At 37.5% G+C, this 24,306-nt stretch carries 16 protein-coding genes and 2 other annotated features; of the genes, 13 read left to right on the plus strand and 3 right to left on the minus strand.

The window, feature by feature from the left end:
- The first annotated feature begins 15 nt into the window (after nt 1-15).
- The 3 genes from rimI (at nt 16) to PO903_RS11070 (ending at nt 4,043) form a co-directional block, all read left to right on the plus strand.
- Nucleotides 16-522, plus strand: a complete 507-nt coding sequence (rimI, locus tag PO903_RS11060; RefSeq protein ID WP_069326147.1) for a ribosomal protein S18-alanine N-acetyltransferase — start codon at nt 16-18, stop codon at nt 520-522.
- A 2-nt stretch (nt 523-524) separates the two neighbouring features.
- Nucleotides 525-1,604: a tRNA (adenosine(37)-N6)-threonylcarbamoyltransferase complex transferase subunit TsaD gene (gene tsaD, locus PO903_RS11065; protein ID WP_069326146.1), complete on the plus strand. Its 1,080-nt coding sequence runs from the start codon at nt 525-527 to the stop codon at nt 1,602-1,604.
- 63 nt (nt 1,605-1,667) lie between these two features.
- Nucleotides 1,668-1,954, plus strand: a binding site (T-box leader).
- A gap of 103 nt (nt 1,955-2,057) precedes the next feature.
- Nucleotides 2,058-2,345 (plus strand) — a binding site (T-box leader).
- A 93-nt stretch (nt 2,346-2,438) separates the two neighbouring features.
- Nucleotides 2,439-4,043 carry a 2-isopropylmalate synthase gene (locus PO903_RS11070; RefSeq protein WP_069326145.1) on the plus strand — a complete coding sequence of 535 codons (1,605 nt, stop codon included), beginning with the start codon at nt 2,439-2,441 and terminating at the stop codon, nt 4,041-4,043.
- Between the two features lie 326 nt (nt 4,044-4,369).
- On the opposite strand, the gene PO903_RS11075 is transcribed toward PO903_RS11070, so the two are convergent.
- Nucleotides 4,370-6,310 carry an ABC-F family ATP-binding cassette domain-containing protein gene (locus PO903_RS11075; RefSeq protein ID WP_273593438.1) on the minus strand — a complete coding sequence of 647 codons (1,941 nt, stop codon included), beginning with the start codon at nt 6,308-6,310 and terminating at the stop codon, nt 4,370-4,372.
- A 243-nt stretch (nt 6,311-6,553) separates the two neighbouring features.
- Between PO903_RS11075 and PO903_RS11080 the strand changes: the two genes are divergently transcribed.
- From PO903_RS11080 to PO903_RS11125, 10 genes are all read left to right on the plus strand, one after another.
- Nucleotides 6,554-7,186 carry a 5-formyltetrahydrofolate cyclo-ligase gene (locus PO903_RS11080; RefSeq protein ID WP_273593439.1) on the plus strand — a complete coding sequence of 211 codons (633 nt, stop codon included), beginning with the start codon at nt 6,554-6,556 and terminating at the stop codon, nt 7,184-7,186.
- A 24-nt stretch (nt 7,187-7,210) separates the two neighbouring features.
- Nucleotides 7,211-7,732 (plus strand): cyclic pyranopterin monophosphate synthase MoaC, encoded by a 522-nt coding sequence (moaC, locus tag PO903_RS11085; protein ID WP_273593440.1) that lies wholly within the window; start codon nt 7,211-7,213, stop codon nt 7,730-7,732.
- 120 nt (nt 7,733-7,852) lie between these two features.
- A complete protein-coding gene (locus tag PO903_RS11090) occupies nt 7,853-8,350 on the plus strand; it encodes a MogA/MoaB family molybdenum cofactor biosynthesis protein (RefSeq protein WP_069326141.1) in 498 nt (165 codons plus the stop codon).
- Nucleotides 8,351-8,523: 173 nt separating this feature from the next.
- The gene (locus PO903_RS11095; protein ID WP_137220909.1) at nt 8,524-8,757 is read left to right on the plus strand and encodes a twin-arginine translocase TatA/TatE family subunit; all 234 of its coding nucleotides are present in this window, start codon (nt 8,524-8,526) and stop codon (nt 8,755-8,757) included.
- Nucleotides 8,758-8,823: 66 nt separating this feature from the next.
- Complete coding sequence (tatC, locus tag PO903_RS11100) at nt 8,824-9,579, plus strand: twin-arginine translocase subunit TatC (RefSeq protein WP_273593441.1); 756 nt, start codon at nt 8,824-8,826, stop codon at nt 9,577-9,579.
- Nucleotides 9,580-9,943: 364 nt separating this feature from the next.
- Complete coding sequence (locus PO903_RS11105; RefSeq protein WP_273593442.1) at nt 9,944-11,113, plus strand: small-conductance mechanosensitive channel; 1,170 nt, start codon at nt 9,944-9,946, stop codon at nt 11,111-11,113.
- Entirely contained in the window at nt 11,113-16,476 is a 5,364-nt protein-coding gene (locus PO903_RS11110) for a diguanylate cyclase domain-containing protein (protein ID WP_273593443.1), read from the plus strand. The genes PO903_RS11105 and PO903_RS11110 overlap by 1 nt, the downstream gene beginning before the upstream one ends.
- Nucleotides 16,477-16,766: 290 nt before the next feature.
- Nucleotides 16,767-17,048, plus strand: coding sequence for a co-chaperone GroES (gene groES / locus PO903_RS11115; RefSeq protein WP_069326136.1), 282 nt, complete (start codon nt 16,767-16,769; stop codon nt 17,046-17,048).
- Between the two features lie 85 nt (nt 17,049-17,133).
- Nucleotides 17,134-18,774: a chaperonin GroEL gene (groL, locus tag PO903_RS11120; protein ID WP_069326135.1), complete on the plus strand. Its 1,641-nt coding sequence runs from the start codon at nt 17,134-17,136 to the stop codon at nt 18,772-18,774.
- Nucleotides 18,775-19,359: 585 nt separating this feature from the next.
- Nucleotides 19,360-21,429, plus strand: coding sequence for an HNH endonuclease signature motif containing protein (locus PO903_RS11125; protein WP_273593444.1), 2,070 nt, complete (start codon nt 19,360-19,362; stop codon nt 21,427-21,429).
- Between the two features lie 783 nt (nt 21,430-22,212).
- Here PO903_RS11125 and nagA read toward each other — a convergent pair.
- Together nagA and PO903_RS11135 are read right to left on the minus strand one after the other, a co-directional pair.
- Nucleotides 22,213-23,352 (minus strand): N-acetylglucosamine-6-phosphate deacetylase, encoded by a 1,140-nt coding sequence (nagA, locus tag PO903_RS11130; protein ID WP_273593445.1) that lies wholly within the window; start codon nt 23,350-23,352, stop codon nt 22,213-22,215.
- Between the two features lie 26 nt (nt 23,353-23,378).
- The gene (locus PO903_RS11135; RefSeq protein WP_273593446.1) at nt 23,379-24,164 is read right to left on the minus strand and encodes a DeoR/GlpR family DNA-binding transcription regulator; all 786 of its coding nucleotides are present in this window, start codon (nt 24,162-24,164) and stop codon (nt 23,379-23,381) included.
- Nucleotides 24,165-24,306 lie beyond the last annotated feature (142 nt).

Genomic DNA, 24,306 nt, shown 5'->3' on the forward strand with positions numbered 1-24,306 from the left:
AAAGGAAGTGTGCTCATGGCATTACGATACGAGCAGAATCAACAACAACCTGTGCTACGTAAAATGACGATTGATGATATTCCAGAAGTGATGGAGATTGAACATGAAGCATTCACACTCCCCTGGACAGAAGAAGCATTTCGTAATGAATTGACGATGAATCATTTTGCTCGTTATATGGTGATGGTAATCGATGGACGAACGATCGGTTATGCAGGCATGTGGACGATTATGGATGAAGCTCATGTTACCAATATTGCGATTCGGGAAGCTTATCGTGGACGTAAGCTTGGAGAAGCTTTATTAGTCGAACTGATGAACTGGGCGCTAGAATTAGGAATGTTACGCATGACACTTGAAGTACGTGTCTCCAATGAGATCGCACAGCAATTATATATGAAATTAGGTTTCAGTAACGCAGGTATTCGTAAAGGGTATTATTCGGATAATAATGAAGATGCCATGATTATGTGGTGCGAGTTAGCCGAAGCGCAAGGTCATCTGGAAGGAAGCGTGGAATAAACATGATGCAACAAGATATACAACGTGAAGGATGCCATATTCTAGCGATAGAGACGAGCTGTGACGAGACGTCCGTATCTATTGTGAAAGATGGTAAAATCGTGCTGTCCAATCTCGTATCGAGTCAGATAGAGACACACAAAGCTTTTGGCGGTGTGGTACCCGAAGTCGCTTCACGCAAACACGTAGAAAGTATTACATTGATGATTGAAGAAGCAATCCAAGAATCGGGAGTTGCATTAGAAGATATTTCAGCTATTGCAGTTACTCAAGGCCCCGGCTTAGTAGGTGCTTTATTAGTAGGCATTATGGCGGCAAAAAGTTTGGCATTTGCATTAGATAAGCCTTTGATTGGAACCCACCATATTGCAGGTCATATTTATGCAAATAATTTAACCGCAGAGATACAATATCCTTCGATGGCATTGGTCGTATCAGGTGGACATACTGAACTGGTATTACTAGAATCTGAAGGACAATTTCAATTGATCGGTAGCACTCGTGATGATGCAGTAGGGGAAGCGTACGACAAAGTAGCACGAGCATTAGGATTTCCTTATCCGGGTGGGCCTTATGTAGATAATCTGGCGATGGAAGCAGAATCGGCAGTATCTTTGCCACGAGTATGGTTAGAAGCCAATTCATATGATTTTAGCCTGAGTGGATTGAAGTCAGCCGTTTTGAATGTAGTCAATCAGAAGAAGATGCGCGGTGAAGAACCGATGATAGGCGAGATCGCACGAGGTTTTCAAGAATCGGTAGTTGAAGTACTGGTGGAAAAAGCTGTTCGTGCAGTGCGCCAGTATGGAGCGAAGCAGTTGTTATTATGTGGTGGAGTAGCTGTTAACCGCGGGTTACGGGCGAATCTAACTGATCGTTGTGAAAAAGAAAAGATTGAGTTGTTGATTCCGCCGTTTGAGTATTGTACCGATAATGCAGCAATGATCGGAGCGGCCGCTTATTTGAAATGGAAACATAGTCAATTCACTACATTGGATATGAAAGCAGAGCCATCTCTTTCACTTGAAAAATGGTCAGTCACGTATCAACCTGTAGAGCAAACTGAAAATAGTATTGACTAATGCAACTCGCGCTTTTATAATATCAATAATTCGTTATCTATAATGATCTTCATCTTAAATAGAATAAACGCTTGGAACGGGATTAGTAGGGAGATTCGCCTGAATCCAGAGAGCTGCGGGATGGTGCAACGCAGTATGAAGGCAACCCTGAACTCACCCGGGAGCGGAATGATGGAAAGTCTAACGAGTAGACAGGTACATCATTACGGTTGATCCCCGTGATCGGATACCATTAGATTGTATTTCATATAATGCATTTTAATGGATAAAGCGGGACGCCGTTTTGAATGATTCTAATCAGCGTCCAATAAGAGTGGTACCGCGAAGGTAAATCAACCGTCGTCTCTTTTACAGAGATGGCGGTTTTTTGGTATTTTCATAAAGAGATACTATCGCTCTATTGGAATAGATAACGAACTGTGAATTCACAAACTTACTAATAACATCATATACACACACGCAAAGAACAGGAGTAGTAAAAAGAAAGCTACCACAATCAGAGAGTTGCGGGAAGGTGCGACGCAATACGGTAGATGGTCTTTTGAACTCGCCTGGGAGCGGAAGTAGGGAACATGATGATAGATGTCATCATCGTACTTACTTACGGGTCATTCCCGTCATCCAATGCTGATCCAGTACATATACTTATTATCTATGTACATGTACTGAATCAGATTAAGCGGGAATCAATACGATTCCAACAAGAGTGGTACCGCGACAGCATCGTCTGGCGTCTCTTACATTAGTGAGAGAAGTCAGGCTTTTTTTGTATTCTTTTTTCTTAAAATGTATCTAATCATGTATGCAAATAAAGAATTTGGGAGCGTGAATGAGATGAGTCAGATCAGTCAACCAAGCTACAAAAAGATTGCTATTTTAGATACCACTTTGCGTGATGGAGAACAAGCACCGGGAGCGACACTACAATGGGATCAGAAAATAGCATTGGCAGAACGGTTACAAGCGTTAGGTGTCGATGTGTTAGAACCTGGTTTTCCTATTTCCAGCCCGGGAGAGTTCGAAGCCGTACAGAAAATAGCTAGAACATTTCAGCAATTTGAAATTTGTGGATTTGCACGAGCTGTAAAAATCGATATCGAAGCCGCCGCCAAAGCAACAGAGGATGCTGTTAATCGCAGAATTCACCTGTTTTTGTCCTCTTCCGATATCCATTTACAACATCAATTACGCAAAACAAGAGCAGAAACGGTGCAGATTGCGCATGATATGGTGTCTTTTGCCAAGCAGTTTACCGATCGTGTGCAATTTACAGCGATGGATGCTTCTCGGACAGCGATAGATGATCTGATTGAAATGGTAGAGGTGGCTATTGCCGCAGGGGCAACGATTATTAACTTGCCTGACACTGTAGGGTATGCTTTACCAGACGAATATGGACAGATGTTTAGAGCTGTTCGTCAAGGAGCACGAGGAGCTGAAAATGTTCAGTTGAGTGCACACTGTCATAACGATCTAGGATTAGCAGTAGCGAATAGTCTAGCAGCGGTTCAAGCAGGTGCAGATCAAGTAGAAGTCACTGTTAACGGAGTCGGTGAACGTACAGGGAACTGTGCATTGGAAGAATTGGTCATGGCAATTGAGACACGCCGTAATAGTCTAGATGTAACAACGAATATACGCGCAGAAGCATTATATGAAATTTCACATGAAGTGAGTCGAGCGATGAGATTTCCAGTAGCTTATAACAAACCAGTAATCGGTAGAAATGCATTCCGACATGAATCAGGAATCCATCAAGATGGATTATTAAAAGACCTATCGACGTATGAAATTATGAGTCCAGAACGATTAGGTATTCCGCGTACGATGATTATATTAGGAAAGCATTCAGGTCGACATGCTCTTTCTAATCGTCTAGCACAATATGATATTTATCCTGAAGAGCAACAACTTCATCAATGGTATGAAGATTTCAAAAAATACGCCGATCACAAACATCATGTGACAGATGAAGAGCTATTAATGTTGACAGGAAATTCAAACGCAATCACCCAGTCTCAACTTTCGATTGAAGATATTCAGTGGAATGCTCATTCAGATGGAACGATCGCATCCAAAGTCACCTTAAATAGTCATGATCATCCATATACGACTCAATCGATTGCTATTGGAGCGATGCAATCGGTGATGAATAGTCTTCAACAAGCTGTTCAACAATATATGGGCCAAGAGATGATTGAACACTCAGAAGATGAAATAGAAGGTATACAATTGGAAGATATGGAAATGCAATCGTTCTATACGAACGGTATAGCATACACAGATGCTGTGGCAACAATCTGTTATCAGAAACAGACCTTCCGTGGTACCGCTTCCGGACAAGATTCGTTACAAACGGCAGCGATTGCTTTTGTATCTGCATGTAATCAGGCGTTTACAGAAACCATTAGAATGAAGAATGATTTGTCAAGATGTTAACAAAGTTATCCACATATCCCCAGCAAAGTGTGTATAAGTACAAAATAAGTGATTATACGAAGCTTTTTCAAAATGATGAAATAGGGGATATGTTTATCACCTGATTTGCTCGAAATCTGTGGATAATGTGCATAACTCGGTGGATAAATATGGATATGGATAAAAAATAGTAGTATAACAGTGAAAAATGACCCTAATGGGTCATTTTTTGTGATCAATAAATCGCTAATTTTGTGGATAACTTTGTTTGTAAACTTTTTTACTTGCTTAAAATAAAGTTTTTGATCTTTTACAATCTCGTGTACAAGTCTTGACAAAACGAACTATTATTCCGCAGCTAACGTTTCCCATTCTTCATAAGCCTCTTCTAATGACTGTTGCAATTGAGCAATTTCCTCTTGATGCTTTTGGACAGCTTCATAGTCTTGATAGACCTCAGGAAGTGTTAATTGTTGCTCCAATTCACTGATACGTTCTTCCCAATCGGCAATATCTTTTTCCAATTGTTCTGTGCGTCGTTGACGATTACGCTCATCTCGTTTGGCTTGTTTGCTTTCTTCATACGAATTGGCAAAGGGTTCTTCTGTTGTCCCTGTTGTAGTCGTATTATTTTTGGATTGTTGTAGTGCATTTTCAGCAGCGATTTCGAGTAATTCTTGTTTTTTAGCTGTATAATCATCGAAATTCCCAAGATAAGCCGTTAATCCTTCAGGACGCAATTCTAAGATTCGTTCTGCCATTTTATTTAAGAAATACCGGTCATGTGAAATAAATAATAGGGTGCCTTCATAATCCATCAGCGCGGATTCTAACACTTCTTTGCTCATTAAGTCCAGATGGTTGGTTGGCTCATCTAGAATCAGCATATTGGCATCCAGTAACATCAATTTGGTCAAAGAAACTCTGGCTTTCTCACCACCGCTAAGCGCAGATATTTTTTTGAGTACATCTTCACCACTGAACAAGAAGTTACCAAGCACTGTACGAATACGTACTTCTTCTAAATGAGAGAAACTACCCCATACTTCCTCAAGCACAGTATTGTTGGGATTCAAATGACCTTGTTCTTGATCATAGTAGCCAATTTTTACTTTTGCTCCCCATTCGATCTTACCAGTGTCTGGCTGATGCTCATCAATAAGTGCTTTTAGCATAGTGGTTTTACCAGTTCCGTTCGGTCCGATAAGTGCAACCATATCTCCACGTCTTAATTCAAATGAGATCGGTTCAAAAAGCTTTTGCTTATCTTCATACGAAAGAGTCAATTGATGAACACGCAACACTTCTTTGCCAGAGACGACAGATACACCGAATGAGAAGTTTGCTTTTTTGAGGTCACCTGCAGGACGATCCAAGCGATCCATTTTATCAAGTGCTTTACGACGACTTTGGGCACGTTTGGTCGTGGATGCGCGTACAATATTTTTTTGCACAAAAGCTTCCATACGTGCGATTTCACCTTGTTGTTTATCGAACTGTTTCATTGCCGTTTCATATTCAGCGGCTTTGATATCAATATAACGACTGTAGTTACCGGTATATCGTTTGGAACGATGACGTTCAATCTCGACAATCGTAGTCACTAAGCGATCTAGAAAATAGCGGTCATGCGATACAACCAGCAATGATCCGGAATAACCACGTAAATAATCTTCTAACCATGTCAGAGTATCGATATCCAGATGGTTGGTCGGTTCATCTAGCATTAATAGATCAGGTGCTTGTAACAGAATACGTGCCAGTGCTAATCTTGTTTTTTGCCCGCCACTTAGCGTCTCGACAGTGGTTTCTTGAGAAAAGTCACCAAACCCCATACCATGCAAAATACTGCGAATCCGTGTATCCATTTCATATCCGCCTTGTTCACGGAACCACTCGGAACGTTCTGCATAACGAGCGAGAAGATCAGCATATCCTTTGTCATCTTCCATCATGGCAGGATCAGCAATCTGTTGTTCCATAACACGTAATTCTTGTTCAGTATCAATTAAGTTAGCAAATACAGAACGCATTTCTTCGCCGATCGTATGGCCATGATGTAATCCACTATTTTGCGCTAGATAACCAAGTGTCATTTCTTTATTGCGGAAAATCTGCCCACTATCATAAGACATTTCACCTGCAATAATTTTGAGCAAGGTTGATTTGCCTGCGCCGTTTACCCCGACCAGACCAATCCGTTCTCTTTCTTCAATTTGCAAATTTAAGCCTTCTAAAATAGGTGTAATTCCGTACAGTTTAGTAATTCCATTTGCTTGCAGTAACATTGACTGATTGAGCCCCCACATCATATATATAATTGAAAATCATGGATTTGTATAAAAAGTTATTGTATTTAGTTTACATGAAAGGATGTTAATTTGCACCGTAGATCATTTTTAATAGAGGGTGAAGTTGGTTTTTGGAAAGAACAATGATACACTGTCACTATCGGGATTTTTGCGAAATTTGCGATGATCATACAGGCTTATTATTCCTACAACAGCCTGGTCTGTGCAAGGAGGTAAACCATGGAAATCGTCTCAAATAAACAGCGTTTACGACAAGAGTTGAAACGTAAGCGAATGGCATTAACTCCTGAACAACGATTACAAGAATCAGCAGACATTTGTGCTGCTGCTGCCTCATATATGAATCAATTGCGTCAACAAAAACAAAAATCAACACTAACTTTATTTACTTATCTGGCGTATCGTGATGAACCAGATACAATGCCCTTATTGCATCAATGCTGGCAAGCAGGAGATACTGTTTTTGCCCCGCGTATTGATGCAGCGCAAGATGCTCTTTTTCATTTATACCCAATTACAGGTATTCATGATATCGAACCTGGAGCTTTTGGTATTCCCGAACCTAAGCACGACCTGCCAATAGTACCCGAATCAGCGTGGCAAGAGATAGATCTTATTCTTGTTCCGGGACTTGGATATGATAAGCAAGGTGGACGTATTGGTTATGGTGGTGGATACTACGATCGTTTTATGTCCAGATTAGAGCAGACTTCTTCTCATCTATCTGTATGTGGAGCGTTTGTTTTTGGCACGCAAATCACGGAAAAGATTCCGATGGAATCGCATGATTTCCGTATCGACGTGCTGTTTATGGCGTCTGAATATAAAGTAACAACAAAAAGCGAGAAGTAGACACAATGGGTGGGATAGATAACGATGAGTGATCAACATAATCAAGAGTATGAAGGTCTACCAACACCGGCAGGGAAACTGACTCATTTTAATGAGCAAGGACGTGCGCGGATGGTCGATATTTCAGATAAAGAAAGTACATCACGTACAGCGATTGCAGTAACTACCGTTCAGATGTTACCAGCAACACTGGCTGCGATCAAAGCAGGACAGGTAGGTAAAGGCGATGTATTGGCTGTTGCACAGGTAGCAGGTATCCAAGCTGCCAAGCGTACATCAGATTGGATTCCAATGTGCCATCCTTTACCTTTAACAGGTGTAAACATTACCTTTGGAGATAATGATCATGATGAGCTTCATATTGAAGTTCAAGTGAAAACAGAAGGTAAAACAGGTGTAGAGATGGAAGCTTTAACCGCGGCTTCTGCTGTTGCTTTGACCGTATATGATATGTGTAAAGCATTACAAAAAGATATGGTGATTGGACCGACGATGCTATTATCCAAAAGCGGCGGAAAAAATGGAGATTTTAAAAGAAACGACTAGAAGTCATCCATATACGTGATATGGACGAATCCTTATAGTAAGAATAGTGATCCACCTGAATCGATGAATACAGATGTAATAGATAGAGGAAGATGGCAGATAGATGGGGAGGGTGAGAGCATGGTTTGGAGAACGGCTATTCTTACAGCCAGTGACAAAGGTGCACGAGGAGAAAGAGAAGACACAAGTGCACAAGTCATTCGGGAATTAATTGAAGAAGAATTAGGTGGAGAAATCGTTGAATACCGGGTCGTGCCTGATGAGCCTGATGAAATTATTGCAGCATTGATTGAGATGACAGAGTATTTCAATGCAGATCTGGTATTAACGACTGGGGGCACCGAGCTAGCGCAGCGAGATGTTACTCCTGAAGCAACACGGCGGGTGATTCAACGTGAAGTACCCGGAATGGCAGAAGCGATGCGTGCTACAGTAATGAAGAAAAATCGTTCTGCTATGTTATTTCGTGGCATCTGTGGTATCCGTGAACGCAGTCTTATTGTGAACTTGCCAGGTACACCCAAAGGGGTACATGAACACTTAGCCGCTATTATGGATCAATTGCCTGAAGCGCTACTGATGATTACAGGGCAATACAGTAATCCAGATGAGCGTTAAGAACGATCAAGCTTAGCCGTTATAAGAGCAGGTGTACCACAATTTTTTTGAATAAAGAATTGTGTCTTTTTGTCGTTGTTATATCCTATCTCCAAAGATGAACTGTACATTTGAATATGCTATGATAAAAAAGACAAAGCTAGCTTTGTCTAATTAATAAGGAGGAATACCAAATGCTTGGTGGTATAGGACCTACAGGATTTATATTGTTGATAGTGTTGGCGCTTATTTTATTTGGTCCAAATAAACTACCTGAATTAGGACGTGCTGTAGGAAGAACTTTCCGTGAGTTCAAAGAAGGCACACGGGATATGATGAAAGATGATGATACAACATCAAAGACTCGTACCGATTCTATTCAGTCCGCAGAAGTTATTCCACCTGTTCAACCAGAAGATAAACGTTAAAAGGATGCAGACCATTCCGAATCCCTTCCCTACGGAAGGGATTTTCTTTTGAGATAGGAGGAACCTATGGATAATCCTGAAAAGCAGATGTCCTTGATCGAACATATAGGAGAATTACGGCGACGATTGATTATGATTATCGCTGTGTTATTTATAGGTATGATTTTGGGGCTATTTGTCGCTCAACCAATATATCAGTATTTAGTTGCCGCAGAGACTGCACGAAATCTTGTATTTCATGTCTTTTCATTTTGGGATGGAATTGGCTTGTATATGAAGATTGCAATGGTCGTTGCTTTGTTACTTGCTTTACCGGTCACTGTCTATCAAATATGGGCATTTGTTAGCCCTGGACTATTAGATAAAGAACGTAGAGCTGCTTTACGTTATGTTCCTTTTGTATTTATAATGTTTTTACTAGGCGTTTTATTTGCTTATTATGTCGTCTTTCCGATGGCGCTCACGTTTACCTCCAATGTCACACGTAATATGGGATTAGCGGAAACATACGGAGTCGTCCAATACTTTACGTTTATGTCGAATATCGTATTTCCAGTAGCAGCGCTATTTGAATTGCCGATCTTGATTATGTTCCTAACGACGTTACGTATTCTTAATCCAAAGGTACTGCGTAAATGGAGAAAAATCGCTTACTTGGTTCTGGTATTTATAGCTATCGTGATTACACCGCCTGATTTTATATCTGATATTTTGGTTGCGATTCCGTTGTTATTTTTATACGAGTTAAGTGTGATTCTGTCAGGTGTTGTTCATCGTAAACAACAACGATTAGATGCTGCACGATTAGAGCAAGAGCTATAAGATTTCAATAGGTGAAGAGTAGCATATATCCAAAATTAAATACTATCTATAAAGTGAAAAAGAGTATTTTTGCAAAGTAGCTATGATCTGGAAATTCAGGCAAAGCTAGCAAAAATACTCTTTTTATTTGAAGTTTTTATAAAAAAATCACTATCTTTTTTAAACATCAACTATTATAAATAATAGAGAGAAGAAATAGAAAAAATAACTTATTTTAGAAAGGAAAATAAAATAATCGTCAAAATATGACAAATACTGCATAAAAGCATAGATAAAGCAAAAAAGAGAGTGTTTTGTTCAGTATTTGTACAGAGTGGTTGGTTTAAAATGATAAGGTAAGGAACGAAAAAAGGGGATAAGTATCATGAAAAAAATCATATTTTTATTGTTTACGTTTGCGTTGATTTTTATTTTGCCATTACTGGGGAGTTTGGCAAAATGGGATGGGTTGCCTCCGGGATATGGAGTATTTCCTGTACAAAATAATGTACAAGATCCGGGGTTTAATTTAATTTATTTTATAGGTGCATGTTGTATCGCAGCATTCATACTTGTATTTTTATTATTTCCACGTTTGTTCGGATTTAAAAAAGAGAAGATTGTACGTGTCGCCAAAACAAGTGTACCTTTTCCGATCTGGTTCTGGGCTGCTTTCCCAATATTGCTGATTTGTTGGTTTATTATATGGTCACGTGCTGGATTTGTTAGTTTACTTGAGCCGTATACTTTTGTACCCTTATGGTGGGCATTCATTCTGATTCTGGATGGTATCGTATACAAAAGAAATAACGGTGTATCTCTTTTATCCAGCAAGCTATACATAATGCAGTTGCTGGCAATCGTATCTTGTTTTAGTTGGTTTGCATTTGAGTATTTGAACTTTTTCGTGATGGAAAATTGGTATTATCCGAATAAAGATGTATTTTCTAATTTTGGTAATATCTTTTGGTTTGCGTTATCGTATACCACAGTACTTCCAGCGATTATTGAATGGTATTTGTTACTACAGACGTTCCCAAGCTTGAAAAAAAGATACAGCAATGGACCTAAGATTCATTTGAATAAGCCGTTGTTGATTGCATTTTACATTGTAGGTTTAATTCTTGCTTTTGCGATGGGGTATTTCCCATTCGAATTATTTTTTGTACTGTGGGTAGCTTTAGTACCTATGTTGTCTGCGGCTATGGGTCTGATCGGGTTTTGGACACCATTTACCTCGATCAAAAACGGAAACTGGTCACCATTACTACTTATCGCTATTGCTACAGTAGCGAACGGTTTCTTTTGGGAAATGTGGAACTTTGGTAGTGAATGGTTTAATCAAGGGATTCCAGTCAATCCGAATTACTGGAAATATTCTGTACCGTATTTAGATAAGATTCACATCTTCTCAGAAATGCCGATCTTAGGTTATTTTGGCTATCTATTCTTTGGTGTCAATTGTTGGATTATTTGGCTAACAGGTGCATACGTATTTAAATTTGATCCTAATTTTGAAATTGTCGGAACAGGGGATAAAGCGAGGGAACACTAATGATATGGAAAGATCAGAAATATACAGTGGTCGAAGAGATCGCCGATAACGGCAGTAAAGCGATCTATCGTTGCATTGATAATCTTTCCGGACAGACAGTCATTGCCAAGGTTCTAGGAGCCAAAGCATCCACATATGAAGCAGTGATGCGTATCAAAAAAGAATACAAAATGCTATCCGAATTGAAAGGTGTAGTTGAAGGGGTTATTCAACCGATTCAGCTGGAAGAACGCGGTGGTTTTTTTGTACTAACTTTGGAAGATATCGACGGGCAATCGCTAAGAAATGTAATCCGGGATGAACAACTAGAATTATCAACTATTTTACGGTTAGCTATAAAGATTGTAGATATTGTCGGACGTATTCATGAGCAACAGATTATTCACAAAGACCTCAAACCAGCCAATTTGATTTGGAATCGTCAAAGTGACCAGATTCAAATTATCGATTTTGATCTATCTGTCAAACTGACCAATGAAAAGCAAGAATTTCAAAATGCAGGGGTGATGGAAGGTACATTATCTTATATTTCACCTGAACAGACAGGACGCATTAATCGGAATATCGATTATCGTTCTGACTTTTATTCGTTAGGTGTTGTTTTGTACGAAATGGTCACTGGTCAAAAGCCATACCCTTCGGATTCGGTTGTCGAGCAAATTTATTCGATTATAGCGAAGAAGCCAACATCTCCTTATGACCTTACACAGGGGCAAGTATCTCGCTCGCTATCAGATATCATTATGAAATTGTTAGAAAAGTCACCGGAAGATCGTTATCGCAGTGCATATGGAATCAAAGCCGATCTTAGAAAATGTTATGATCCTCAAGCAGAGTTTCAAATAGGGCATGAAGATCGCTTAAGTCTATTTCATATTCCACAACGATTGCATGGACGTGATGAAGAATTAGCCCGGATGAAGCACATTTTAACAGAAGGTATTCAAGAGCATGTTCAGCTGGCTCTTGCATCTGGAGAAGCAGGAATCGGAAAGACTGCTTTTGTTAATGAGTTGCACAGCTTTATTTCGAAAGAACGCGGTTATTTTATTCAAGGTAAATTTGAGCAATACAATAAAAACATCCCGTATAGTGCGATTATCCAAGCATTTCGTACATTGCTGGTGCAGTATCTTAAAGGGTTGCCTGAAGAAACCCAACAGTTACAATTGGCTCTTCGCAATGGATTAGGGAATAATGCAGGTGTGATTACCAAATGGTTACCAGAACTTGAGCAAATACTAGGCATACAGCCAATGGTCGAACCCCTTAATCCAACCGAAGAAAATAATCGCTTTTTCTTATCGTTTATTCGCTTTCTTGAAGGATTAACAGCAGGGCAACGTCCGCTTGTATTATTTCTAGATGATCTACAATGGGCAGATGTAGCCAGTATTCAATTGGTAGGGCGATTGATGGAAAGTAGCAGTTTGAAAAAGCTGTTTATTATCGGTTCGTATCGTCCCAATGAAGTGAATCCAGGACATCCATTAGCAACTACGTTGGAAGAAATTGAAAAGCAGATGACGATTCATCATATTCAATTGACTTCGTTATCTGCTGAACATGTACAATACCTGATTGAAGATACGCTAAATACAACCAATACGGATATTATTGAGCCGTTGCGTGAAAATATTTATCATCAGACCAAAGGAAATCCATTTTTTATTCATGAAATCCTTAAAGATTTGTACAAAAATAAAGCGATCTTTTTCGATGATCAATTAGGCACATGGAACCTGAATCAGACTCAGGTGAAACAGATGACGATGAATGAAGATTTGATTGATTATCTGATTCAGAAAATGCAAACGCTCCCTGTCCATATGCAGCACATTTTAGGATTAGCGGCATCGATCGGTCGTAGTTTTGATTGGCAGATTCTTCATCTGGTCAGTGATGAGACAACGACAGTCATCATAGAATCTTTAATACACGCAGTACAAGAAGATATCATTACACCACTTCATTCGAATTACCAAATGTTAAGCAGTGTAGAAGAAGTCAGTACTGAACTGAAGCAGTTGGATATTCCGTTTGCGTTTGGACATGATAAATTGCAACAAGCTTTGTACCAAATGATAGATCCACAGAGCCGTCAAAGTCTGCATCTTCAGATTGGCTGGTTATTACTGGATCATTGGTCAGTAGATAAAGTCCGCGAAAATAGTATGGAAATAGCAGGGCATTTGAATAAAGGTGTATCTCTAGTGGTCTCTGTAGAAGAGCGCGAACGTATGATTATCATCAATCTTCAAGCGGCTAAGCGTGCCAAAGAATCTTTTGGCTATGAGATTGCTTGTCAGTTTTTGGAGACTGCGCTCAGTCTATTAGGCTCCAATAGCTGGACAACGCATTATCAGACTACATTTGATATTTATTATCTGTACAGTGAATGTTCGTATTTGATTCATCAGCTAGAGTCAGGAGATCAAGCTTGCCGTGCACTGATCGAACATGTACAGATTCCGATGGAACTGGCTAGAATCTATGAGATGCAGTCTAATCATTATATGTACCTCGGAATGATGAAAGAAGCGATTGAAGCAGGGAAGTTAGGTCTGGCGAGTCTAGGTGTATACGTGCCCACTAAGCTCAATATGGCGATTGTAGGCAAAGAAATGATACGAGTTAAGCTCAAGCTCCGCGGCAAAACCACTCATGACTTATTACATGGCCCTGAAGTACAAGATGAGAAGATTAAGTTGGTTATGCGGTTGTTAGTAAGCTTTATTCCACCTGCCTTTATTTCAGGAGAACAGACGTTATTCGCATGGGCAGTTCTGAAAAAAGCTTATTTATCTATCCAATATGGAAATGGCCCGGAATCGGCGGGTGCTTATATCGGTTATGCCATGTTGCTTTCTGGTATGGGTGATCTCAAAGGCGCACAAGAATACGGCAAGCTTGCAATGGATATCAACGAGAAATTCAATGATCTACAGTGGCGTAGCCTTGTAAAAGTGCTCTACACATTGTTTTGTTACAGTTGGAGTCATGAGTGGGAACTGCTAGAGGAACAATACAGTCATGCAATCGATTCCAGTATATTGTCAGGTGATATGCTCTATCTGGCACATGCTTGTTATTATATGAATCTCTGGAATCCAGCACTTGAGATTGAAAAGTATTTGCAAGAAAGCGATCAGATGATCTCTATGATCGAAAATACCAAGTATAAAGAAGCGCTGGCAACCGCTCAGTTATCACGCCAAAAGTTCCGGATACTGGCTGGAGAGTTGAAGCAGACCGATTCTTTTGACGATGAATCTTTTAGCGAACAAGCTTATTTAGCACAATTAACAGAAGCCAATTATTATTCAGGCATCGCTATTTATTATATTAATAAAATCCAGATTGCATTTATTTTTGAAAATTATCGTGAATCGTTGAGTGATATCGACAAAGCGTATAAAGTGGTAGGCACATTAGCAGGTTCAACCTTTTTGGAAGAGTTCTCTTTTTACACCTTTATGAACATAGCGGCTTGTTATGAACATATGAGTGTAGGAGAAAAGCAGACTGCTCGTCTACGTATGCGCAAAGAGTACCGAAAAATGAAAAAATGGGCAATTCATTTTCCTCATAATTTTTTGACACAGCAGTATATGATGAAAGCAGAATGGTTACGGATTAATCGAAGACACAAGGAAGCTGAAAAGTATTATCATCTTGCTTTATCTACAGGTGGACATGGTAACTTTACAAGATACAAAGCGATTGCAAGTGAACTTATGGCTCGCTTTTACCAATCCAGAAGATTAAATGAACTGGCAGCTTACTTCTTCAAGCAGGCTTCTTATTATTATTCTGTCTGGGGAGCCAAAGCCAAAGTTAAGCATCTAGAGAAACGTTATCAGGATCTGATGTATCATGTGCAATGGATTCCTTCTCATACCGAGAATACGCTCACTTCTTCTACAGAAAATATTGATATTCATCTGTTGTTCAAAGCATCGCAGATCATTTCCAAAGAGATTGAATTGGATCAGTTGCTACAAAAAATTATGGAAGTTGTGATTATGAACGCAGGTGCAGAACGTGGTTGTATGGTGATGCAGTCTAATTTTTCTTTGTGGGTTGAGGGAGAATACAAACATACCGAAAATCGGATCGAAGTCTTGCTTCATCATGAACAACGTAGAGATCAGCAACAGCATTTCCCATGGGATATTATTGATTATGTAGCGGAAAGTGGGCAAATCTTACTTCATAGTGATGCACGTTCAGGAATTGGTCTAGCAGCATACTCGTATATTGCAGAATATCAGCCAAAATCGATGTTGTGTATGCCTCTTTATAATCAGAATAAGCTGATTGCGATTATTTATCTGGAAAATAATTTGATGACAGGTGCATTTACCAATGAACGTCTGAAAATGATTAACTTGCTATCACGAGATATGGTCTATTCTATCGAAAATGCAAGTCTGTATGCGAACATGGAAAACCTGGTCGCAGAACGTACAGAAGAGCTAGCGATCAAAAATGAACAACTAAGTAAATACTTTAACATTGTTGATAAAAATGTCATTATTGTGCAGACGGATCTGCATGATGAGATCACAATGGTGAGTGAAGAATTTTGTATTATGACTGGCTATTCTCGGGAAGAATTAATTGGTAAAAAGCATCGTTTCTTATATGCCAAAGATCGTCGCGAAGGCTCTTATCAGGTCTTTGTCATGAACGAAGAAAAGACATGGACAGGCGAATTAATTCAACCGAAAAAAGATGAAAGTTTACTGTGGCTGGATATGATTATTGAGCCTATTTTGAATCATAATCAGATTACAGGATATACCTTTATCGGTCATAATATTACAGACAAAAAGCAAATTGAACGCATCTCGATTATTGATGATTTGACTGGTTTGTATAATCGCCGACATTTTAATGATCGTATTGTGCACAAAATTTTGAAAGCAGCCAAAGAGCAAAAAGGGCTTGCTTTTATGTTGCTCGATATCGATCATTATAAGAAATACAATGATACCTACGGGCATTATGAAGGTGATCATGTACTACGAATGATCGGTTCCACATTAACGGCTCAGATGCGAAAAAGAACAGATATGGCTTTTCGTCTGGGTGGTGAAGAATTTGCGATCTTGCATATCAGTACAGGGATTGAAGAGGCGCATGAATTTGCAGAGTCTTTACGTGCTTGTATTGAAGATCTTCATATTCCTCATAATCAAAATGATGCCAGTCCATATATTACTGTTTCAGTAGGTCTAGCTGTAGTGACGGCTGTCGATGATGAATTAACCGAAGAGAAGATTTATCGATTAGCAGATGAAGCCTTATATCGCTCCAAAACCAAAGGTAGAAACTGCATCACGATTAATGTATTGTAAGAAAAAAGAAATCAACGTGAATGTATCCAAATCGCGTTGATTTCTTTTTTTATAACTCGATTGATGTTTTATTCCCTCGGATTGGGTAATTGTAAGAGTGATTGTATGGTAGAATAATCGTTATTTTGAACCTAACTTTTATAAATTTACACAAAGAGACTTGAAATTATCGCTCAAGTTGAGTATCATAAAGTTGGTTGTTAGCACTGAAAGGTGTCGAGTGCTAATTACATAAATAACAACCATCACATGAAACAAATCAATATATTATTTTAAGGAGGCTATTTTTCATGATCAAACCTTTAGGTGAACGTGTATTGGTAGAAGCGATCGAACAGGAACAAACAACTTCATTTGGTATTGTCCTTCCAGACTCTGCTAAAGAAAAGCCGCAAGAAGGCAAAATTATTGCTGTAGGTAGCGGTCAATTAAAAGATGGAGTGCGTATTCCTTTGGAAGTGAAAGAAGGCGATCGTGTCCTTTTCTCCAAATATGCTGGAACAGAGATTAAATTCGAAGGTAAAGAATATTTGATTATGAAAGAAAGCGATATTCACGCTATTCTATCTTAATACCAACGAATATACATGTACACAGTCGGTGTAAGCCGGTCTGTCATTATAATGATTTTAAAATATCAAGGAGGTAACTATTCTTATGGCTAAAGAAATTAAATTCAGTGAAGATGCTCGTCGCGCAATGCTTCGTGGTGTAGATGCTCTTGCAAATGCAGTAAAAGTAACATTGGGACCTAAAGGACGTAACGTGGTTCTTGAGAAAAAATTCGGTAGCCCATTGATCACAAATGATGGTGTAACGATTGCAAAAGAAATCGAACTTGAAGATGCTTTCGAAAACATGGGTGCGCAATTGGTTAAAGAAGTAGCAACTAAAACCAACGATGTAGCTGGTGATGGTACAACAACTGCAACTGTTTTGGCTCAAGCGATGATTCGTGAAGGTCTTAAAAACGTAACTGCTGGTGCTAACCCTATGGTTATTCGTAAAGGGATTGAAAAAGCGGTTCGTGCAGCTGTTCAAGAATTGCAAAACATCTCTAGACATGTAGAAGACAAACAGTCTATCGCTCAAGTTGCTTCTATTTCTGCGGCTGACGAAGAAGTAGGTCAATTGATCGCTGAAGCTATGGAAAAAGTAGGTAAAGACGGTGTTATCACTGTTGAAGAATCTCGTGGATTCGCTACTGAACTTGAAGTGGTAGAAGGCATGCAGTTCGACCGCGGATACCTTTCTCCATACATGATTACAGATACAGATAAAATGGAAGCTGTTCTAGAAAATCCATATATCTTGATCACTGACAAAAAAATCACAAACACACAAGAAATCTTGCCATTACTTGAAAAAGTAGTACAACAAAGCAAACCATTGGTATTGGTTGCTGAAGATATCGAAGGCGAAGCTTTGGCTATGCTAGTTGTGAACAAATTGCGTGGTACATTCAATGCTGTAGCTGTTAAAGCTCCAGGATTCGGTGACCGTCGTAAAGCTATGTTGCAAGATATCGCTGCTCTTACTGGTGGTCAAGTGATCACTGAAGAATTGGGTCTAGACCTAAAAACAGCAACAATCGAGCAATTGGGTACAGCACGCCAAGTACGTGTAACGAAAGAAAACACAATCATCGTAGACGGTTTTGGAGACAAAGCGGATATCGATGCTCGTGTGAACCAAATCCGTTCACAACTGGAAGAAACAACTTCCGAGTTCGACAAAGAGAAATTGCAAGAGCGTCTAGCTAAATTAGCTGGTGGCGTTGCAGTAATCAAAGTCGGTGCAGCAACAGAAACAGAATTGAAAGAGCGCAAACTACGCATCGAAGATGCTTTGAACGCAACTCGCGCTGCGGTTGAAGAAGGTATCGTATCTGGTGGTGGTACAGCGCTTGTGAACGTATATGCAGCAGTATCTGCTGTACAAGTTACAGGTGACGAGCAAACAGGCGTAAACATCGTACTACGTGCGCTTGAAGAGCCAATTCGCACAATCGCTGCGAATGCTGGACAAGAAGGTTCTGTTATTGTTGAGCGTCTGAAAAAAGAAGTAGTTGGTATTGGTTACAATGCAGCTACAGGCGAATGGGTAAACATGTTCGAAGCGGGTATCGTTGACCCTGCGAAAGTAACTCGTTCTGCACTACAAAATGCAGCTTCTGTAGCAGCTATGTTCTTAACAACAGAAGCAGTTATCGCTGACAAACCAGAACCAGCTGGATCTGGTGGCGCTCCTGATATGAGTGGCATGGGCGGTATGGGAGGAATGGGAGGAATGATGTAAAAAGATTCTTTTGAATCTTTTATATCATGTGGTTTGTAGGAAAAAGTATTATGAGATTCTAACTTATTACTAACTTTTGGGTTTGAAAAAATAAATTAAGCTTTTGGATAGACCTTTTGTAAGTTCTTTGAACTTATAAAAGGTCTTTTTAATTTTCTTTTAAAACTACTTCATTTGAATGGAATTGAAGAATAATTTTCGTCGATTGGTTAAATCTTTTAGAAATCTTTCCTTTAACATTTTTTGTAATGGGAGCTTATATATTTATCACAATACTTTGTCCCTCACTCTACTGATTTTATCCTGTAAGCCATATATTGTGTCCATATTTAAAAAGAGTATTAAATATCAGAGTTTCGATATATAAACAAGCTAATAGACTATGTAAATATTTCAAGTTATTAAATTCTATATAATGGGATATACCTCAGCAAATTTCATCTATCATATTCAACTAATTATAAATATTAAGAAGAGATGAACGAAAAAGTTTAAGATTTAATAGTGATTTAAATGTATAATTTAGGTAATTTAAATTATTTATTTTATAAATTTAAAATTAGTTTCGAGTAGGAGTAGATATTAATGCATGAGCCTATTGATATCAGATTTTCTAGACTATTAATTGAAGAATATCATTCTCAAGAAGTTATTGCCCTATACAAGAAAAACTCGGCTCTATACGGTCAAATTTATAACCACTGTCGAGGACTCCAAATTTCAGTAAAAGACTATATTCATCAACTGGGGTTTAAAGTAATAAGAAATAAGCAGACTAAAAAAGAAAATGCACAGGAAGAAAGCTTAAATGAAGATGAACAAAAAAGTAAATTGAAAAGTCATTTTCCATTACGGAATATAGAATCGATAAGTCAAATCCAAGATAAGGATTATATTTTATATACAAATTTAAAAGCTATAGCATCACTCTATGATCTGAATGTGACAAATTTATTATTGTCGTGGAATTATAAAATTGGTAGTTCGAGTATATTCGACTTTTTAACATTGAAAAAATTAAAAGAGCTCTATAATTTTCAAGCAACTGAATTTTCAGAATGGTTCGGAGTTTCAAGACAAAGAATAGATCAACTTTTAAAAAAGGAAGGCATGGCTTTTCCGTTTTGGGTTAGTAGCTATCTTAATGAGAATGACATTGTAAAAATTAATGAGCTTATGACAAAGAAGACAACATTTTCGATTGAGAATGAAGGCTTCATTAAATTATATAGATCTAAAGATTTTAATTTGCAAAAATTTGCTGTTTTTATTAAAAATGAAGAATCTACTAGATGTATATTTGATATTCCCTCATGGTTACGTGACAATCTTCTTTCTCTCAACTATCATTTATTGGATGAAATTGATTTTGAACTTATTAGAAGTGTAGAAGATGAAGAATTAAATGAAGACAGATCTTTTACAGAAGATGAAGTTGAAATATTAAAAAAAAGATTGAAAAAATTTAATAAAAATCATACAGCAGAATATGATTTGGAACAATTAATAGAATTTTATCAAATTAAAAATCGTTATATAAAAGTGATAGATCGGAGGTTTGTCTCGGAAGACGAAATAAAAAAATTGATAGTTGAACACTATAATGAAAAAACTGGGTTTGTTAAAGTACCAATTGAAACTCCATATTATCAAAGGCTGGTACAGTTAGCACATAATAGAGGATTAAATTTAAAAGGACTAATTGAAGCTCATGGTTTTTTGTATGAAAAAATTCGAAATATACCAACCAAGGAACGTATTAAAGAACGGATAGATAAAAATTATCTTATCAACAATAAATTTGTTTATATTAGTTCCTATGATCCTTTCTATCAAAATTTATACTTAACGTTGAGAAGAAAACAAGAGAATATTACAGACTTTTTATTGATAGAATATGGTTATACACGTATTTTCAAAGAAGATTTACCAGAAAACTATCTGGAGTTTAATTGGAGAAATATGATTTTGAATTTAAATAAAGAAGAAGAATATATTGCTTATATTGAAGAGAATCTCCTATTTGAAAATGAAAAGGTATATATAAATTCGCAGTCCCCTTTTTATGCTAAATTATTTATTTATGCTAATCAATATAAACTTACTATTAATGAGCAATTAAAAATTTGGGGTTTTGAAAGAGAGTACAATCCATATTTTAATAGTGAAGAAACAAATGATAATGTTTCTAACGAAAAAGTTCAAAAAGATGTAAGGTCAGAATTACTTAACGAAATAAAAAAAATACAAGGTCAACTAGATATTACTTCTAATACTCGTATTCAAATTCAAAGAAGCAAAATTTTAGTAGAAAAAATGAAAGTCCTTTATCTCGATGGATGCCAGTTATGTGAAAATCCTTATAGCAACCCAACTATTCCAAGAATAGAAATGGAAAATGGTCGTCATTATATAGAGGTACATCATATTAAACCTATTTCTAATGCATTACATGCCAATGATGAATCAGATGTAATTTTAGATTCTTATCTAAATTTGGTTGTTGTCTGTGCGCACCACCATAAATTATTACATTATGCAGGAGGAGGATTTGATTTCCTAACTAAAATCGAAGATGAGAAGCTAGTCTTTGAATCTGTTAAAGGGGAAAAACTCTTAATTTTTACAAATTATCATTTAGAAGTAAAAGATTAAACTAGAGCATGTATTTAAGCATGTTTAAAGAAAGTTATATGAGAGAATGAGAAGTTATCTTTTATAATCTTATTTTTGATGAAATTAGGTTTATATTACTTTTTTGTAGGATCGCAAAAGCAACAAATACTAGTTTTGGAGAAGAATCATAGTCAATAGAATGTAAGGCCTGATGGAAGTATGGAATGCTTCTGACTATAAAAATAAATGCTTAGTAGAAAATATTTTAGTTCCAAAAGAATCATATTGGACTTATATCAAAGAAAATTCTAAAAATTAGGAAAGAAGTTAGATTATAGACGATGCAATAATTGCTACTGAGAAAGAAAATGAATAGTTACACTGCTTATTATCAAAAGAGTATGCACTTTCAGCACTTTGTAAAACACAGCTTAGAAAAAAATCGATTTATTTTTATTCAAGATTGTGGATAAAGAAAATTCTTCAAAAGATACTCTTGGACGTGTCTATTAATATTACTTTTCTAGATTCACAAGTAAAAATTTTTGAATTTTAGTGAATCTCTATAAGTTAGTTAAGTAAGCCTTGTGAGTGCTAAATTTTTAAATCGTATGAAAAAATACAATATATCCCCTGATGTAGACGGAATGATGTAATGAGATTCTTTTGAATCTTTTATATCATCCAACTATTCTTTCAAAAAAAGAGGTTGTCCACAGGTTTTAAAACCTGAGGGCAACCTCTTTTTATTATTTATACCTATTATTTCTATTGAAAATATCATATGTTCTATATGAGTTAGAGCAATAAAGTGGAATACTATTATAATATTTGACCATTGATCATAGTCCATTGTACTTGAAAGTCATCATCCAGTAGCACTAAGTCTGCATCCATGCCTACTGCAATTGCTCCTTTTTGCTGTAGATCTAGAATACGTGCTGGTGTAGTCGAAGCCATTTGCACAGCATCTGTTAAAGAAATCCCTGTTTCAACCGTATATCGAAGAGCTTCATTCATCGTAACTGTACTTGAAGCTAATGTTCCATCGTGCAATCTAGCCACACCATCGGTTACAGTTACATGGTGACCTCCAAACAGATAATCACCGTCTCCCATACCCATCGCTTGTAAAGCATCTGTAATCAAGACCATCCCTTCAGGTCCTTTTGAACGATGCATTAATCGAATAATAGCAGGATGCAAATGAATATGATCTACAATAGCTTGAAGACTGATATGTTCTTCTTCAAAAGCCGCAACGACAATTCCCGGATCACGATGATGGATCGGTCGCATCCCGTTAAAACAATGTGTAACATGACTTGCACCAGCTTTAAATGCTTTTTTGGCTTCTTCATAAGTCGCATCCGAATGTGCAATAGATATAATAACACCTTGTTCTTTAAGAAATGAAATTAATTCCATCCCCCCCGGTAACTCTGGAGCAATCGTTACCATTTGAATAAGAGAGTCGGCTTCTTTAAAGATCATCTTCATTTCTTCGATATCAGGATGACGTAAATACTTCTCATTTTGCATACCTTTACGTATTGGATTCAGATAGGGTCCTTCTAAGTGAATCCCTGCGATTTTGGCGCCTACTTCATGACCGACAACGCGTTTCACACTATGAATCATCGCTAAAAGATCTTCAATCGTAGAACTGACAGAAGTAGCTAGAAAAGAGGTACACCCTGTAGAAGCACATGTACGAGACACTTCTTGTATACTTTCTTCACGACCATCCATCATATCAAAGCCATTCGCTCCATGAATATGAACATCAATCATGCCAGGGATTAACCGTTGCCCTTTACAATCGATTTGTTGATATTCTTTATATGCAGAAATAGGATCTGCATCAATCTTTACGATTTTTCCTTTTTCGATCTCTACATGAACGTTTGATAGAATTTTATTTGGAAGTACCAGTTCTACATTTTGCAAAATAGTATACATCGATATTCTCATCCTCATCATATGACTTAGTCATTATAGTTCGTTCCATGTTCATCATCTTGATACGTAATAACCATAATATTGTTCTGACTAAGTATTTCTTTTAAGGGGTTAGGAACAGGCTGATTCGTAATTAAAATATCTATATAATCAAAATCTAATCGATAAAATGATTTACTTGTAAATTTAGTATGATCTGCTACCACAATCACTTGATCTGATCTTCTAGCCATTTCTTGCTTCACCCGAGCATCTTCCTCATAGGAGTAGTAGATACCATCTGAACCGATAGCTACAGCCCCAATAAAGGCTTTATCTGCACGAATCTGACTAAGCTTATCGAGAATAGAAGGGCCAAATAAAGAACGATTTTTTACATTCAAATAGCCACCAAGTAAATAAATCTGCATATCTTCTCTATCTGATAAAATCCCTACATTATCAATAGAGTGTGTAATCACAGTAAGATGTTGAGCTTTGATCTGTTCTGCGACGAATTGTACTGTAGTGGATACATCCAAAATAACAGTCTCATGATCTTGAATAAGTTGAGCACCAAGCATTCCAATTGTTCGTTTAGGTTCGGCTTCATCAATAAGACGATCTTGGTACGATAATATTTCTTTTTTTAATTGAGGTAAAGAGACTCCGCCATGAGTACGGATAACGACTCCTTCTTGTACTAATCTAACAATATCTCTACGGGCTGTATCTTTGGATATTTCAAATTCAGTACATATATCAGTTACGCTCATTGATTGATGCTGTTTTAAATATTCCAATATTTTCAATAATCGTTCTTCTTGATACATAATAATCACCTCTTATAAGTAATATTATTCGTTTATATAATGATATTCAAGTATTTTATTTTAATTATTAATGATTTGTAAGTTTTTGGAGATTATAATAGTAATGAAAAGCGCTATATCATTTAACATAAATATTTAACAA

Source organism: Paenibacillus sp. PK4536, from assembly GCF_028594455.2.
Classification (GTDB): domain Bacteria; phylum Bacillota; class Bacilli; order Paenibacillales; family Paenibacillaceae; genus Saccharibacillus; species Saccharibacillus nuruki.